The sequence below is a fragment of the Allobosea sp. AK1 genome, from assembly GCF_006714945.1.
Taxonomy (GTDB): Bacteria; Pseudomonadota; Alphaproteobacteria; order Rhizobiales; family Beijerinckiaceae; genus Allobosea; species Allobosea robiniae.
Map to the genome: position 1 here is coordinate 1949134 of NZ_VFMG01000001.1, position 14328 is coordinate 1963461.

General features: G+C 66.2%; 12 protein-coding genes. 5 read left to right on the forward strand and 7 right to left on the reverse strand.

Going from position 1 to position 14328, the window contains the following annotated elements; translation table 11 throughout:
* Nucleotides 1–23: 23 nt before the first annotated feature.
* The 5 genes from FHT98_RS09765 to FHT98_RS09785 all read right to left on the reverse strand — a co-directional run bounded on the left by FHT98_RS09765 (nucleotide 24) and on the right by FHT98_RS09785 (nucleotide 6289).
* Nucleotides 24–1187 carry an acyl-CoA dehydrogenase family protein gene (locus FHT98_RS09765; RefSeq protein WP_061966122.1) on the reverse strand — a complete coding sequence of 388 codons (1164 nt, stop codon included), beginning with the start codon at nucleotides 1185–1187 and terminating at the stop codon, nucleotides 24–26.
* A 26-nt stretch (nucleotides 1188–1213) separates the two neighbouring features.
* A complete protein-coding gene (locus FHT98_RS09770; RefSeq protein WP_061966124.1) occupies nucleotides 1214–2404 on the reverse strand; it encodes a CaiB/BaiF CoA transferase family protein in 1191 nt (396 codons plus the stop codon).
* 110 nt (nucleotides 2405–2514) lie between these two features.
* Nucleotides 2515–4116, reverse strand: coding sequence for an AMP-binding protein (locus FHT98_RS09775; RefSeq protein WP_142113893.1), 1602 nt, complete (start codon nucleotides 4114–4116; stop codon nucleotides 2515–2517).
* Nucleotides 4117–4123: 7 nt separating this feature from the next.
* Nucleotides 4124–5344 carry an ABC transporter substrate-binding protein gene (locus FHT98_RS09780; protein WP_465246905.1) on the reverse strand — a complete coding sequence of 407 codons (1221 nt, stop codon included), beginning with the start codon at nucleotides 5342–5344 and terminating at the stop codon, nucleotides 4124–4126.
* 66 nt (nucleotides 5345–5410) lie between these two features.
* Nucleotides 5411–6289: a MaoC family dehydratase gene (locus tag FHT98_RS09785; RefSeq protein WP_248309190.1), complete on the reverse strand. Its 879-nt coding sequence runs from the start codon at nucleotides 6287–6289 to the stop codon at nucleotides 5411–5413.
* A gap of 185 nt (nucleotides 6290–6474) precedes the next feature.
* On the opposite strand from FHT98_RS09785, the gene FHT98_RS09790 reads away from it, so the two are divergent.
* A complete protein-coding gene (locus FHT98_RS09790; RefSeq protein WP_142113895.1) occupies nucleotides 6475–7389 on the forward strand; it encodes an SDR family NAD(P)-dependent oxidoreductase in 915 nt (304 codons plus the stop codon).
* A gap of 49 nt (nucleotides 7390–7438) precedes the next feature.
* On the opposite strand, the gene FHT98_RS09795 is transcribed toward FHT98_RS09790, so the two are convergent.
* Nucleotides 7439–8593, reverse strand: coding sequence for an acyl-CoA dehydrogenase family protein (locus FHT98_RS09795; RefSeq protein ID WP_142113896.1), 1155 nt, complete (start codon nucleotides 8591–8593; stop codon nucleotides 7439–7441).
* 27 nt (nucleotides 8594–8620) lie between these two features.
* Entirely contained in the window at nucleotides 8621–9775 is a 1155-nt protein-coding gene (locus tag FHT98_RS09800; protein WP_142113897.1) for a CaiB/BaiF CoA transferase family protein, read from the reverse strand.
* A gap of 166 nt (nucleotides 9776–9941) precedes the next feature.
* Between FHT98_RS09800 and FHT98_RS09805 the strand changes: the two genes are divergently transcribed.
* The 4 genes from FHT98_RS09805 to FHT98_RS09820 all read left to right on the forward strand — a co-directional run bounded on the left by FHT98_RS09805 (nucleotide 9942) and on the right by FHT98_RS09820 (nucleotide 14303).
* Entirely contained in the window at nucleotides 9942–11039 is a 1098-nt protein-coding gene (locus FHT98_RS09805) for a CaiB/BaiF CoA transferase family protein (protein WP_142113898.1), read from the forward strand.
* 74 nt (nucleotides 11040–11113) lie between these two features.
* The gene (locus tag FHT98_RS09810; RefSeq protein ID WP_142113899.1) at nucleotides 11114–11533 is read left to right on the forward strand and encodes a Zn-ribbon domain-containing OB-fold protein; all 420 of its coding nucleotides are present in this window, start codon (nucleotides 11114–11116) and stop codon (nucleotides 11531–11533) included.
* Complete coding sequence (locus tag FHT98_RS09815; RefSeq protein ID WP_142113900.1) at nucleotides 11530–12672, forward strand: thiolase C-terminal domain-containing protein; 1143 nt, start codon at nucleotides 11530–11532, stop codon at nucleotides 12670–12672. The genes FHT98_RS09810 and FHT98_RS09815 overlap by 4 nt, the downstream gene beginning before the upstream one ends.
* A gap of 59 nt (nucleotides 12673–12731) precedes the next feature.
* The gene (locus tag FHT98_RS09820) at nucleotides 12732–14303 is read left to right on the forward strand and encodes an ABC transporter substrate-binding protein (RefSeq protein ID WP_142113901.1); all 1572 of its coding nucleotides are present in this window, start codon (nucleotides 12732–12734) and stop codon (nucleotides 14301–14303) included.
* Nucleotides 14304–14328 lie beyond the last annotated feature (25 nt).

Below are 14328 nucleotides of genomic sequence, written 5' to 3' on the forward strand. Positions count from 1 at the left end.
TGTCATCCTGTCCTCGTTTCGGCTCAGTAGGAACGGGGCATGCCGAGCGCGTGCTGGGCAACCTGGGCAAGGATCAAATTGTTGGAGAGCGGCGCCGTGCGGAACAGCCGCGCCTCCTTCCATTTGCGCTCGACGTGATATTCGCTCGCGACGCCATAGCCGCCGAACGTCGTCATGCACGCCTCAGCCGCCTCCCAGGCGGCTTCGCTGGCGAGGAACTTGGCCATGCTCGTCTCGTTCGCGCAAGGCAGCTTGCGGTCGAACAGGGCGGCGGCCCGGTTGCGCATCAGCTCGGCCGCCTCGATATTCATATGCGCCCGCGAGATCGGGAACTGGATGCCCTGGTTCTGGCCGATCGGCCGATCGAAGACCTGCCGGTCGCTGGCGTATCGCGAGGCCTCGGCGGTGAACCAGCGGCCGTCCCCGATCGACTCGCTCGCGACCAGGAGGCGTTCGGAGTTCAGCGAGTCCACGAGATAATGGAAGCCGCGGCCTTCCTCGCCGATCCGATCCTCCTCCCCCACCTCGAGATTGTCGATGAAGACCTCGTTGGTGTGGTGGTTCAGCATGGTCCGGATCGGCCGGGCGTGCAGGGCCTTGCCCGCCTTCTCGATGTCGATGAGGAAGAGCGAGAGGCCGTCCGTCTTGCGGCTCACCTCCTCGAACGGCGTCGTCCGGACGATCAGCAGATACATGTGCGACTGCATGTAGCGCGAGGTCCAGATTTTCTGGCCGTTGATCACATAGCCGCCGCCCGGGCGGCGCTTCGCGAAGGTCTTGATCCTGAGCGTATTGGAACCGGCATCCGGCTCGGTGACGCCGAAGGCCTGCAGCCGCAATGAACCGTCGGCAATGCGCGGGAGATAGCGGCGCTTCTGCTCCTCGCTGCCATGATTCAGCACCGAGGCCATCGTGTACATCTGCGCGTGGCAGGCGGCACCGTTGCCCCCCGAGCGATTGATTTCCTCGAGGATGATGCAGCCTTCCATCAGGCCGAGCCCGGAGCCGCCATACTCCTCCGGGATCAGGGCCGAGAGCCAGCCTGCTCTGGTCATCGCCTGAACGAAGTCCTCGGGGTATTCGCCGGCCTCGTCGCATTTGCGCCAATAGTCGACGCCGAACTCGGCGCAGAGCTTGCGGACCGCCGCCCGGATCTGTTGCTGGGTTTCCGTATAGTCGAAATCCATGGTGCTCTGTCCTGGAAGAGGCTGCTTTACCCAACCGCCCCGGCGAGGCGAAGGCGGTCGATTTCGTCGGATGCGTAGCCAAGGCCCGAGAGCAGGGACGCCGTGTCGGCGCCAAGCGCGGGCGGCGGCTCGAGCCTGGCCGAACGGCTTCCTGCCAGCTTGAGGGGCAAGGCGACGATGCGATGGCTCTCGCGCTCAGCCGCCGGCAGATCGGCGATGATCCCCGCCGCCTCGACCTGCGGATGCGCGAGCATCTGCGCCACCGAATTGAGTTCGCTGCATGGAGCCCCCGCCGCGCGCAGCCGCGAGACGATATCGGCCGCCGGCAATTGCTGCGTGACCGCGCTGATCGCGGCGACGAGCGCTTCGCGGTTTGCGACACGCGCGGTGTTGGTGGCGAAACGCCTATCCGCCACGAGTTCGCGGCAATCCAGCCCGCCGCAGACGCGCTCGAACAGCCCGTCGTTTCCCGCCGCGATGAACACATGGCCGTCGCGCGCCGGGAAGAGCTGATAGGGAGCGGCCATCGCCATGCCGGAGCCGAGCTTTTGCGGCAGCGTTCCGGTCGCGAGATAGGTCGCGACGAATACGCTCATCCAGCCGATGCCGGTGTCGAGCAGGCTCGCTTCCACGAGCATCCCGCGCCCGCTCCGGCCGCGCTCGATGACGCCGGCCAGAACACCCAGCGCGGCCCACATCCCGGTGCCGAGATCGATCAGCGAGACGGCCACGCGCACCGGCGCGTCGCCCTCGTTGCCGGTCGTGCTCATGATGCCCGTGAAGGCCTGCATCAGCGGATCGTAACCCGGCAGAGCAGCCAGCGGCCCGGCTTGCCCGAAGGCACTGATGGCACAGTAGATCAGGCGCGGATTGCCTGCAGCGAGATCGGCGTGGCCCAATCCGCGGCTTTCGGCGCTGCCGGGCTTCATCGAGTGGATGATGACATCGGCATCGGCGGCGAGGCGCTTGAGCACGGCCAACCCCTCGGGATGGTCCAGGTCCAGGCAGATGCTGCTCTTGTTCCGGTTGAGGGCCAGGAACGTCGCCGACTGGTCCCCATGTCGCGGCGGCCAGTCACGCGTGTCGTCGCCGCGTCCGGGACGCTCCACCTTGATCACCGTCGCGCCCATGTCGCCGAGCACCTGGGTGCAGAACGGCCCGGCCACATTTTGCGTGAGGTCGACGACCTTCAGCCCCGACAGAATTGCTCCAAGCATTCCCGCTTTCCATTTTTATTCATTCGATTGATATAGCGCGCCCGCAGGCGAGGCAACTGCCCGCGCTGAGATTTCGATATAAAATTCGGATGAATAAGTCCCGCGCCGCTTCACCCCTTCAGGGCTGCCTCCGCCATCGTGCGCAGCACGTTGCGCTGGACCTTCGGCCCGTTCGGCCCGTCCGTCGCCGGAAACGTGTCGATGGCCAGGATGCGTGTGGGTTGCTTGAACTTGGCGAGTCGTCCCCGGCAATGCTCCTGCACCGCGGCTTCGGCAAAGCCGCCTTCCGCCGCAATGACGAAGGCGACTGCCCTGTATCCGTCCGGACCATGGGCTCCGACGACCTGGCACTCGCTCACCATCGGATGGGACGCAACCATCTCGGCGATCTCCGCCGGACTGACGAGGAACCCTCCCAGGCGCAGGGCATCGTTCATGCGCGCATGAAACTCGAAGCTCCCATCCGCGCGCAGGCAGCCGGCATCGCCCGTCCGCAGGAAACCATCGTCGGTGAATGCGGCCGCGGTCGCCTCCGGGTCGCCGAAATAGCCGAGCATCATGCTCGGAGCCGCGACCTCGAGCTCCCCGCTCTCGTCGACTGCGAGAAGGCGGCCGGTGTCCGGATCGCGGACGCGGACGATCGCCGCAGCGGAGACCGGATGGCCGCCGCCGCGCGCACGGCGCTCCGGCCCCGCCTCCCTGGGCTGGAGAGAGAACAGCCCCTGAAATTCGGACATCCCGTAGGCGCCCACCGCAAGCAGCCCGCGCTGATCGGCCGCTCGGACGAAGTCGTCGGGCGAATTGTTGAAGGAACCGAATACGACGAAGCGCAATTCCGGAAAGGGCACGGCGTCGTCGCTCGTCTGGAGCAGGCGATAGAAGACGTCGTCGACGCCGGCCATATTGGTGACGCCGCGCTGACGGATCGCGGCCGCGGCGACCTCCGGATCGAAGCTGCGCATCAGAACCGTGGGAGCGCCGCCGGCCAGCGCGCCGATCGTCTGGGTGAGGCCGAATGCGCCGCATAGCGGCATGATCGACATGCCGGCGCTGCCTGCTTCACCATAGAATCCCGGCGCGGCGGCAACGTCGAAGGCGTGCGTGACCAGGCCTTGCTGGGAGTGCAGCACGAATTTCGGTTTCTTCGTGGTGCCTGACGTGGTGAGGATCAGGCACCCTGTCGCTGGCGATACCGCCGGCCCGTCCCATTCGCCGCATTCCAGCAGCGAGGCATAGCTAGCCTGGCGGCGGCCCTCCAGAACGGGCATCGCCTCTTTCGTCAAGGTCACGATCGTCGTCACCGCGGCCAATTCTGCGGGCGGGACGTTCGCCAGGATCTCGCGATAGGCGATCGGCGTGAAGTCGGGAGACATGACGAGAGCACGCGCGCCCGAGCGGCCGAGGATGTCGCCGATCTCCGCCGCGCGGAAGCGGGTGTTGAGCGACACCACGATCGCCCCCAGGCGACCACAGCCGAGCAGGGTCTCGATCCAGGCCGAGCAGTTCGGCAGCCAGACCGCGACACGGTCTCCCTGCCCGATGCCGAGCCGGGCAAGACCGGCGGCGAGGCGCCGGCTGCGCCGCGCGAGCTGCGCGTAGGAAACCGGACGGTCCTCGTCGAACAGCGCCGGCGCTTCGCCATGCTGTAGCGCCAGATTGTCGATCCAGCCACCCAGCGTCACCGGGCGTATGCCCTTCCGCTCCACCGCCATCGCGAGGTTACTTCTTGACCAGCGGGCAGCGCGAGCGGGACAGCGGCTGGAAGGCTTCGTCACCGGGAATCGTAGCCAGGACGTTGTAGAGGTCCCATGGCTCCTTCACCTCGGACGGCTTCTTGACCTCGACCAGATACATGTCGTGGACCATCCGGCCGTCCTCGCGGATCCTGCCGTTGGTGGCGAAGATGTCGTTGATCGGCCGCTCGCGCATCTGCTTCATCACAGCACCTGTTTCGTCGGTGCCCGCCTGCCTGACCGCGCCAAGGTAGTGCAATGTGGTCGAATACACCGCCGCCTGCTCGGCATTCGGCATCCGCTTCATCGTCTCGTAGAATCGCCGCGACCAGGCGCGGGTCTGCTCGTTGCGGTTCCAGTAGAAGGCCTCAGTGAAGATCAGCCCCTGCGCGCCCTCGACACCGATCGCGTTGATGTCGTTGATCAGCGTGTAGAGCGACGCCATCCGCTGCTTGCCGCCAACACCGATGCCGAACTCGCGTGCCGTCTTCAGCGCGTTGGCCGTGTCATTTCCGGCATTGGCGAGCGCGATGACCTTCGCGCCTGAGCTTTGCGCAGCGACCAGGAAAGACGAGAAATCGGTCGTCGCCAACGGGTGACGCGTCGTGCCCACGAGCTTTCCGCCGGTATCCGCGAGAGCCGCCCCGGCATCCTGGATCAGGTCCGCGCCGAAGACGCTGTCGAGGGCGAGGATATGCCAGCTGTCGAGGCCCCGTTCCGTCAGCGCCTTCACGGTCGCACGGGTCAGGGCATAGCTGTCCAGCGCGTAGTGGATCGAGATCGGCGAGCAGCTCTCGTTGGTGAGCCGCACCGCGCCCGGCCCGCTGAAGGCGACGATCTTGTTCTTCTGCTTGGCGATTTCCAGCACCGCCAGCGCCGGGCCGGTCGCGACGGTCTCGAGGATCGCATCGACCTTCCCATTGTCGAACCATTCGCGCGCGCGGCTCGACGCGATGTCGGGTTTGTTCAGATGATCCGCTGCCAGCACCTCGATCGCCTTGCCGAGGACGGTGCCGCCGAAATCAGAGACCGCCATCCGTGCCGCTGTCGCGGCGCCTTCGCCGGAATAGTCCGAATACGGCCCCGACATGTCGAGGAGGAGGCCAATCCGGACGACATCATCGGAAATAGTGGCCTGGGCTGCAGCGCGCTGGCAGGGATGTGCCCCCATCAACAGCCCGACGATCAGAGCAAGCGTCCAACGCATGTTCATCACTCCCCTGTTCGGAGAGGTTCACCCTCCCCGCCTTGTTGTTGGAAACGTCCTGCCGGCTCATCCGGCAGCGAATTCGAATATCCCGTTGTTGAGGATCACAATGTCCCGCTCGACCGCGCGGCAGCGGAAAGCGGCCGAACCCGGCTTCAAGGACCAGATCTCGGTCCTGATCGTCTCGCCGGGATAGACAGGGGCGGAGAAGCGACAGTCGAAACGCTGGAACCGCGCTGGCGATCCCCCGCACAGGGCGCGCAGCAACGCATAGGCTGCGATGCCCCAGGTCGCCGCTCCATGCAGGATCGGGCGCGGGAAGCCCGCAGTGCGAGCCACCGCGGGATCGGCATGAAGCGGGTTGTAGTCGCCCGACAGCCGGTAGATCAGCGCCGCCTGCGGAACGGTCGGATGGTCGACGACGTGATCGGGCTGCGTCTCCGGCGGCGGCGGAAGAACCCGGATGCCGGACGTGGCAGGGCCGCCGAAGCCGCCATCTCCCCGCGCGAAGATGGAGTTCGTGACCGTCGCGATGAGGTCGCCCGTCACGGCATCGACCACGTCGCGCACGGTATAGATGACAGCCCCCTTGTCGGCGCCCTTGTCGACGACCTCCTCGACCCGCGTGCGCCCGATGACATGTCCCTCCGGAGGAAGCGGCCGGTGCAGGATCAGTCCCTGCTCGCCGTTCAGGATGCGCTTCCAGTCGATCCCGGTCGCAGGGTCCTGCAACCAGAAGCCGGGGTAACCGAGAACGCCCGCGAAGCTGGGCAAGGCCTGCAAGCCGCGCTCGTAGACGAAGCTCAGATCCTCGGGCCGGCTCTCGTCGCCGCCCAGGCCGAGGCCGAGCGCGTAAAGCATGGTGTCGCGCGCGGTGAAGCTGTGGTCCTTCGGCTCGATCCGCCAGGATTTGATGGCATCGTAGTCGATCGGCATCAGCGTCATCCGGATTATCGTGAGTGGGGAGCGCGCTCCTGCCTTATCATTCAATATTCATTCGACTGAAATGACAACGCCCCTTCCTATTAAAGTCGAATTTTTTCTTGCGCGCGCGCCGGCCGGGTGGGAGAAGGCTAGCGCCTTCGTGCGTCCGCGCGAGAGGCGCGAGAGGACAGCGACGGGGATGGACAATGAGTGATTCTTTGCAGGGTAAGGTCGTCCTGGTCACGGGCGCCGGCCGCGGGATCGGCCGCGAAATCGCCCTTCTGGCGGCAGCGGAAGGGGCCGCGGTCGTGGTCAACGATCTCGGCGGGGACGCGGAAGGCGGAGGACGCAGTGCCGGCCCCGCAGAGGACGTCGTCGCCGAGATCAAGGCGGCCGGCGGGCGTGCCGTCGCGAACGGGGACAGCATCACCGATCCGGCCGCAGCGGAACGCATGGTTCAGCAGGCGGTCGACAGCTTCGGCAGGATCGATGCCGTGATCAACAATGCCGGCATCCTGCGCGACCGCATCTTCCACCGCATGTCGCATGACGACTGGTCGTCAGTGATCAACGTGCATCTCAACGGCTATTTCAACGTCTCGAAGGCGGCCTGCCCCTTCTTCAAGGAGCAGCAGAGCGGCGCCTTCGTGCACTTCACCTCGACATCGGGCCTCGTCGGCAATCTCGGCCAAGCGAACTACATGGCCGCCAAGCTCGGCGTCATCGGCCTCTCCAAGGCGATCGCCCTGGACATGCAGCGCTTCAATGTCCGCTCCAACTGCGTCTCGCCTTTCGCCTGGAGCCGGCTCGTCGGCACGATCCCGACCGAAACGGAGGCCGAGAAGCTGCGCGTCGAGCGGATCAAGGCGATGACCGCGGCCAAGATCGCGCCGCTCACCGTGTTTCTCGCCAGCGATCTCGCCAAGGACGTCAACGGGCAGATCTTCGGCTCGCGCAAGAACGAGCTGTTCCTGTTCAGCCAGCCACGCCCGATCAGGGCGGCGCAGCGGAGCGACGGCTGGACGCCGCAGACGATCGCCGAGCACATGCTGCCGGCCTTCAAATCGTCCTTCTATCCGCTCGAGCGCTCGGCGGACGTCTTCTCCTGGGACCCGATCTGAGACGGGCCATATGCCGGCCGCGGGCGCTGCCCGCGGCCGATAGTGGCGTTTACGCCCGGGCGGGCCGCAGCAAGTCGCGGCCGATGATCAGCTTCAGGATATGGTTGCTTCCTGCCGAGATCCGGTCGACGCGGGCATCCGCATAGGCCCGCGCGATCGGGTATTCCCACATATAGCCCCAGCCGCCGAAGAGCTGCAGGCACTGGTCGATCACCCGGCCTTCCAGCTCGCTGGCCCTCAGCTTGGCCGCTGCGGCATCGACCGCCGACAATTCGCCGCGCAAATGCCGCGCGATGCAGTCGTCGACGAAGACCCGGTGCACCATGGTTTCCGACCAGAGATCCGCCAGCAGGAACTGGGTGTTCTGGAAATCGGCGATCTTGCGGCCGAACGCCTCGCGCTCGCTGACATAGTCCACGGTCGATTGCAGAGCACGCTCCGTCGCGGCCATCGCCCGCACGGCCGAACTCAGCCGCTCCTGCGCCAGCAGGTTCATCATCATCCCGAATCCGGCGCCTTCCTGGCCAAGCAGGTTGGAGACCGGGACCCGCAGATCCGCGAAGAACAATTCCGAGGTATCCTGCGCCTTGCGGCCGATCTTTTCGAGCATCCGGCCGCGCGTGAAGCCGGGCCGGTCCGTCTCGACCAGGACCATGCTGATGCCCTTGCCGCGTGCGGTCGGGTCGGTCTTGCAGGCCAGCAGCAGCAGATGCGCCTGATGGCCGTTGCTGATGAAGACCTTCTGGCCGTTGATGACGTAATCGTCGCCATCGCGGACCGCGCTCGTCCGCATCGCCTGCAGGTCGCTCCCGGCCGACGGCTCTGTCATGCCGATCGCGGTGATCACCTCGCCGCGCGCCATCGCAGGCAGCCAGCGCTCCTTCTGCTCGGGCGTCCCGTACACGCTGAGATAGGGCACGACGATATCGGAATGGCCGCTGAAGGCCGGGCCGGATCCGCCCGCAGCGGTCATCTCCTCGTTGACGATGACGTTGTGGAGGAAGTCACCGCCGCCACCGCCATGCTCGATGGGCTGGTCGCAGCAGAGCAGGCCGGCCTCGCCCGCCTTGCGCCACACCTCCGGCGGCACCGTCCCCGCCTTCTCCCACGCGACCCGGTGGGGCAGGATCTCGGCCTCGACGAAGCGGCGCACGGTCCGCCGGAACTGGTCGTGTTCTTCCTGAAAGATCGATCGTTTCGACATGCGTCTCTCCCTATTGTTCAGATGGCGTCAGGCGAGGCCCAGCTCCGCCAGGATTGCCGTGCGGTCCTGATCGAGATCCGGCGCGACGCGGCGCGTCGGCGGATCCTCGAAAGTCGAGAATTTGAGCGGCGTCCCCGCGATCCGGACCGGGCCGAGAACCGGGTCGGTGACCGAGATCAGCATGTTGCGTGCTGCCACCTGGGGGTGGCTCAGCGCCTCGTCGATGGAATTGATCGGCCCGGCGGGAACGCCAGCAGCGTCGAAATGCGCGAGCCAGTTCGCCGTGCGGTCTCCCCGTAGGCGCTCCTCGATCAGCTCGTGGAGGATTTCCCGGTTCGCGACGCGCAGCTCGTTGCGGCGGAAGCGCCCGTCCTCGATCAGCTCCGGCAGGCCGAGCGCCCGGGCGAGCAGCCCGAACATCTTGTCATTCCCGCAGGCCAGCACGATGTGCCCATCCGCCGTTGCGAAGGCCTCGAACGGCATGATCGCTGGATGGCGGGAGCCCATGCGTCCGCCGACCTCGCCAGCCATGGTGTAGCGCGAGATCGTGCTTTCCAGCATCGCCAGCAGGCAGTCATACATCGCGATATCGACGCGCGAGGCCTCGCCGGTGCGCTCGCGATGCAGCAGCGCGGCGTTGACGGCGGCAGCGGTGAAGATGCCCGAGCCGACATCCGCGATCGAGATACCGACGCGGCAGGGTTCGCCCTCGCTCGGGCCGGTCACGCTCATCATCCCGGACATGCCCTGGATGACCATGTCGTAGGATGGGCGGTCGCGCGCCGGGCCGGCATGGCCGAACCCGGATGTGGACGCATAGATCAGGCGCGGATAGCGCTCGTGAAGATGCTCCCAGCCGTAGCCCAGCCTTTCGAGCACGCCGGGCCGGAAATTCTCGGTCAGGATATCGGCGCGCTCCAGCAGCTTCTCGAACACCGCCCGGTCCGCCTCGGACTTGAGATCGAGCGCGATCGATTCCTTGCCGCGGTTGACCGAGCCGAAATAGCAGGGCCGGCCCTGGATGAAGGGCCCGAACTGGCGTGAATCGTCCCCGAGCCCCGGCGGTTCGACCTTGATCACCCGAGCGCCCATGTCGGCGAGCATCATCGTGCAGTATGGCCCGGCCAGCACGCGGGTCAGGTCAACGACGGTTATGCCCGAAAGGGGCCCCTTTGCGGTCATCGCGCATTTCCTCCGGTCTTATGCGTCGGCGGCGGCATCGAGGCCGCGCGCTCCGCCCCTTCAAAACACAGATTTTTAGGATGGACAATATTTGTTCGTATTAATAGACAAGTCGCCGGCGCGGCGATGCCACGCCCCGTGCGTCGACAGGTGACGGGAGGCACGATTGGGACCGCTGTCGGGGATTAAAGTCGTAGAATTCGCCGGGATCGGGCCAGGGCCCATGTGTGCCATGCTGCTTGCCGATCTGGGGGCAGATGTCGTCCGCATCGAGCGGCAGGGCAGCGAACTCGGCGTACCGAAATCACCGGCCCATGACGTGCTGCGCCGCAATCGGCAATGCGTGACGCTGGACCTCAAGACTGAAGCCGGCCTTATGGCCGCCCGGACGCTCGTCGCCCGCGCCGACGCCCTGATCGAGGGCTCGCGCCCCGGCGTCATGGAACGCCTCGGCCTCGGGCCTGAAGCCTGCCTGGCCGCCAATCCTCGCCTGGTCTACGGCCGGATGACGGGCTGGGGCCAGGACGGGCCGCTCGCCCAGGCTGCGGGCCATGACCTCAACTACATCGCGATCACGGGTGCCCTCCATGCGATGGGCCGGCAGGGCCAGCCGCCGACACCGCCGCTCAATCTCGTCGGCGATTTCGGCGGTGGCGCGCTCTATCTGGCATTCGGTCTGGCCTGCGCGCTTCTCGAGGCGCAGCGTTCCGGCGCAGGGCAGGTCGTCGATGCGGCCATGACCGAAGGCGCGAGTTCGATGATGGCCGTGTTCCACGGCCTTTACGCCGCCGGACGCTGGGAGCTCGATCGCGGTGCCAACATTCTCGATTCCGGCGCCTTCTTCTACGATTGCTACGAATGCAGCGACGGCAAATGGGTCAGCGTCGCCGCGCTCGAACCGAAATTCTACGCGCTCCTGATCGATGCGCTGGAGATCGAGGCCGAGACGCTACCGCCCCAGCATGACAAGGCGCGCTGGCCGGAAGGGCGCGCGATCCTGGCGGCGCGCTTCGCCGAAAAGACCCAGGCCGAATGGTGCGCGCTTCTCGAAGGCACCGACGCCTGCTTCGCGCCGGTGCTGTCGCTCGCCGAAGCCCCGCACCACCCTCACATGCAGGCCCGCGGTGCCTTTGTCGCCGTCGACGGCATCACGCAGCCGGCGCCAGCGCCGCGCTTCAGCCGGACCCGCCCAGCGGCCCCGCTACCGCCCGTCGTGCTGGACGACGTCTCGACCATTCTGTCGCGATGGGAGAGGCGTGCCTGATCCGGCCTGCGCGGCTGGACATTCATTCGAATAAATGTCATCGATCATAAATTCGCACGAATGAGCATCCCGACATGGCGACACCATCCGAACGACCGCGGCCGAAGCCGACCCCCGAGACCCGGCACTTCTGGGAGGGGACGCGTGAAGGAGAGCTCCGACTGCAGCGCTGCAACGCCTGCGAGCGCTCCTATTTTCCGCCACGCCCGTTCTGTCCGCATTGCAACGCCGATGACGTCACGGTCTATGCGGCCTCCGGCCGGGGCACGCTCTACAGCTACGTCATCAGCCACCGCCCGGCGCCCGGCTTCACGCCGCCCTATGCGATCGCCGTGGTAGAAACGCAGGAAGGGCCGCGGCTGATGTCCAACATCATCGACTGCCCGCAGACGCCTGAGGCGCTGCAGCTCGACATGGCCGTGGAGGTCGTTTTCCAGAAGCTGGACGACGAGATCACGCTGCCGCTCTTCCGCCCGGTGGGGGGGCGCGGATGAGACCCGGATCGATCGCCATCGTCGGCGCCGCCGAGACGACGCGGATGGGACATATCCCCAACGCCTCGCAAATCCAGCTCCATGCCGATGCCGCGCGCAACGCCATACGCGATGCCGGGCTGAAGCCCTCCGACATCGACGGCTATGCCTGTGCCGGGGAAATCCCGACCAATGTGGCGCATTATCTCGGCCTGACGCCCAAATGGGTGGACGGCACCTATGTCGGCGGCTGCTCCTTCATGCTGCATGTGCGCCATGCCGCGGCGGCGATCACGGCCGGGCTGTGCTCGACGGTGCTGATCACCCATGGCGAAAGCGGGCGTTCCCGGATCGGATTGGTGCGGCCGACGACGCAGCCCGAGGGCTATGCCGGGCAGTTCGAACTGCCCTATGGCCCCAGCGGGCCGCCGACGCTCTTCACCATTCCCGTACTGCGCTACATGAAGAAATACGGCCTGACGCATGAGCAGCTGGCCATGGTCGCGGTCGTGCAGCGCGAATGGGCAGCCCGCAACCCGCGCGCCAGCTTCAGGGACCCGATCACCGTCGACGACGTCCTGAACTCGAAGATGATCGCCTACCCGTTCCGGATCCTGCAGTGCTGCCTGGTCACCGATGGCGGCGGCGCCCTGATCCTGACTTCGGCCGATCGCGCGAAGGACTTCCCGCAGAAGCCCGTCTACATCCTCGGAACCGGCGAAAGCACGGAAACGCCGATGATCAGCCAGATGGCCGACTTCACCTCGTCGCGCGCCTTCCGTGTCGCCGGCGCCACCGCCTTCGCCGAGGCCGGCATCACCCATGCGGATGTCGACCATGCCATGTTCTACGACGCCTTCGCGCATCTTCCGATCTTCGGCCTGGAAGATCTCGGCTTCGTGCCCCGCGGCGAGGCAGCGCGCTTCATCTGGGAGCGGAACACGGCGCCCGGCGGCAAGCTGCCCGTCAACACCAATGGCGGCGGCCTCAGCTACATGCATTCCGGCATGTACGGCATGTACGCGCTGCAGGAGAGCGTCCGGCAGATGCGCGGCATCGCCCCTGCACAGGTCGAGGGCGCGAAGGTCTCGGTCTGCCACGGCGTCGGCGGCATGTTCGCGGCCAGTGGAACGGTGATCATGTCGAACCAGCAGCCTTAGGGACCGTCCCCCCGAGAAGCATCAAAGATGCCCGGGGTCTTACGCACAGGGAGGAAACAATGCGTGGACTTACAGCAGCGGCAGCCATTGTGCTGGCGCTATTCAGCCAATCCGCCACCGCGCAGGAACCGGTCCGGGGCGGCACGCTGCGCCAGGCCGTCCTTGCCGAGCCCTATACGCTCGATTGCCATGCCGCGACGACGGTCTATGTGACCAGCGCGCTCGCGCCGCACTATTCCACTCTGGTGCGCTACGACCCGCAGAATTACCCGAAGGTGATCGGCGACCTGGCCGAGAACTGGACCGTCTCGGAAGACGGCCTGACCTATACCTTCAAGCTGGTCCCGGGCGTGAAATTCCACGACGGCTCGCCGCTCACGGCACGGGACGTCGCGGTTTCGCTGGAGCGAATCCGCAAGCCGCCGAAGGGCATCGTCTCGGCACGGGGACCGCTCTTCCAGCGCATCGCCTCGATCGAGGCGGTCGACGACCTGACGGTGGTCCTGCGCCTCTCGCAGCCGGAAGTGGCGCTGCTCGAGCTCCTGGCCAACCCGCTGAACTGCGTCTACAGCGCCGCCAAGCTGGAGACGGACCCGCACTTTCCCGAGAAGCAGGTTCTCGGCTCGGGCCCCTTCAAGTTCAAGGAGCGCGTCTCCGGCTCGACCTGGGAAGGGGAGCGCTACGCGGATTTCCATCGCAAGGGGCAGCCCTATCTCGACGGCTTCAAGCTGTTCTTCATGAGCGGCCCGGCGATCCTCAACGCCCTGCAATCGGACCAGGTCGACACCGAGTTCCGCTCCCTGACGCCGCAGCAGCGCGATCGGCTGGTGGCCGCCCGCAAGGATACCGTCTCCGTGCAGAGCGGCACGATGACGACCATGATCAAGATCGCCTTCAACACGCAGCGCAAGCCGTTCGACGATGTGCGGGTGCGCCGCGCGCTCAACCTCGCGATCGACCGGACCGGCGGCTCCGAGGTGATTTCGCGCGTCACCTTCATGGGCGGCGTCGGCGCCCTGCAGCGCCCCGGCTACGATCTGGCCGAGACCCCCGCCGAACTGGCGAAGCTCCCTGGCTACGGCGGCGATATCGAAGCGCGGCGGGCCGAGGCGCGGCGGCTCCTGAAGGAAGCCGGCGTGGCCAATCTCTCCTTCGCCTTCGGCAACCGCAATGTCGGCGAACCCTATGTGACCATCGGCACCTGGGTCATCGACCAGTGGCGGCGCATCGGCGTCAATGCGCGCCAGGACATGCTCGAGAATCCGGTCTGGGTCGCTTCGCGGGCCAACGGCCAGTTCGACGTGCTGATGGACGCGATCGCCGAGGCGACCGACGAACCGACGGTGATCTTCTCCAAATATCAGTCACGCGACAAGACGCCGTTCAATACGGCGAAATACGAGGATCGCGAGATCGACGCGCTCTACGAGAAGCAGCGCGCCGAGCTCGACCCGGCGAAGCGCAAGGAAATCCTCGCCCAGATCTCCCGCCGCGTCCTGGATCAGGCTTATTACGCGCCGCTCTTCTGGGCGAACCGCATCATCGTCAGCAACGCCAAGCTCAAGAACTGGAAGCTCGCGCCCAGCCAGTTCCTGAACCTGGATCTGGCCGACATCTGGCTCGACAAATAGGGGCCGGATGGAGATCGGGACGAGA

Coding starts and splice junctions, on each gene's coding strand:
- FHT98_RS09765 (WP_061966122.1), bottom strand. CDS start 1,187: ATGGATTTCGACTATACGGAAACCCAGCAACAGATCCGGGCGGCGGTC.
- FHT98_RS09770 (WP_061966124.1), bottom strand. CDS start 2,404: ATGCTTGGAGCAATTCTGTCGGGGCTGAAGGTCGTCGACCTCACGCAA.
- FHT98_RS09775 (WP_142113893.1), bottom strand. CDS start 4,116: ATGGCGGTGGAGCGGAAGGGCATACGCCCGGTGACGCTGGGTGGCTGG.
- FHT98_RS09780 (WP_465246905.1), bottom strand. CDS start 5,344: ATGCGTTGGACGCTTGCTCTGATCGTCGGGCTGTTGATGGGGGCACAT.
- FHT98_RS09785 (WP_248309190.1), bottom strand. CDS start 6,289: ATGACGCTGATGCCGATCGACTACGATGCCATCAAATCCTGGCGGATC.
- FHT98_RS09790 (WP_142113895.1), top strand. CDS start 6,475: ATGAGTGATTCTTTGCAGGGTAAGGTCGTCCTGGTCACGGGCGCCGGC.
- FHT98_RS09795 (WP_142113896.1), bottom strand. CDS start 8,593: ATGTCGAAACGATCGATCTTTCAGGAAGAACACGACCAGTTCCGGCGG.
- FHT98_RS09800 (WP_142113897.1), bottom strand. CDS start 9,775: ATGACCGCAAAGGGGCCCCTTTCGGGCATAACCGTCGTTGACCTGACC.
- FHT98_RS09810 (WP_142113899.1), top strand. CDS start 11,114: ATGGCGACACCATCCGAACGACCGCGGCCGAAGCCGACCCCCGAGACC.
- FHT98_RS09815 (WP_142113900.1), top strand. CDS start 11,530: ATGAGACCCGGATCGATCGCCATCGTCGGCGCCGCCGAGACGACGCGG.
- FHT98_RS09820 (WP_142113901.1), top strand. CDS start 12,732: ATGCGTGGACTTACAGCAGCGGCAGCCATTGTGCTGGCGCTATTCAGC.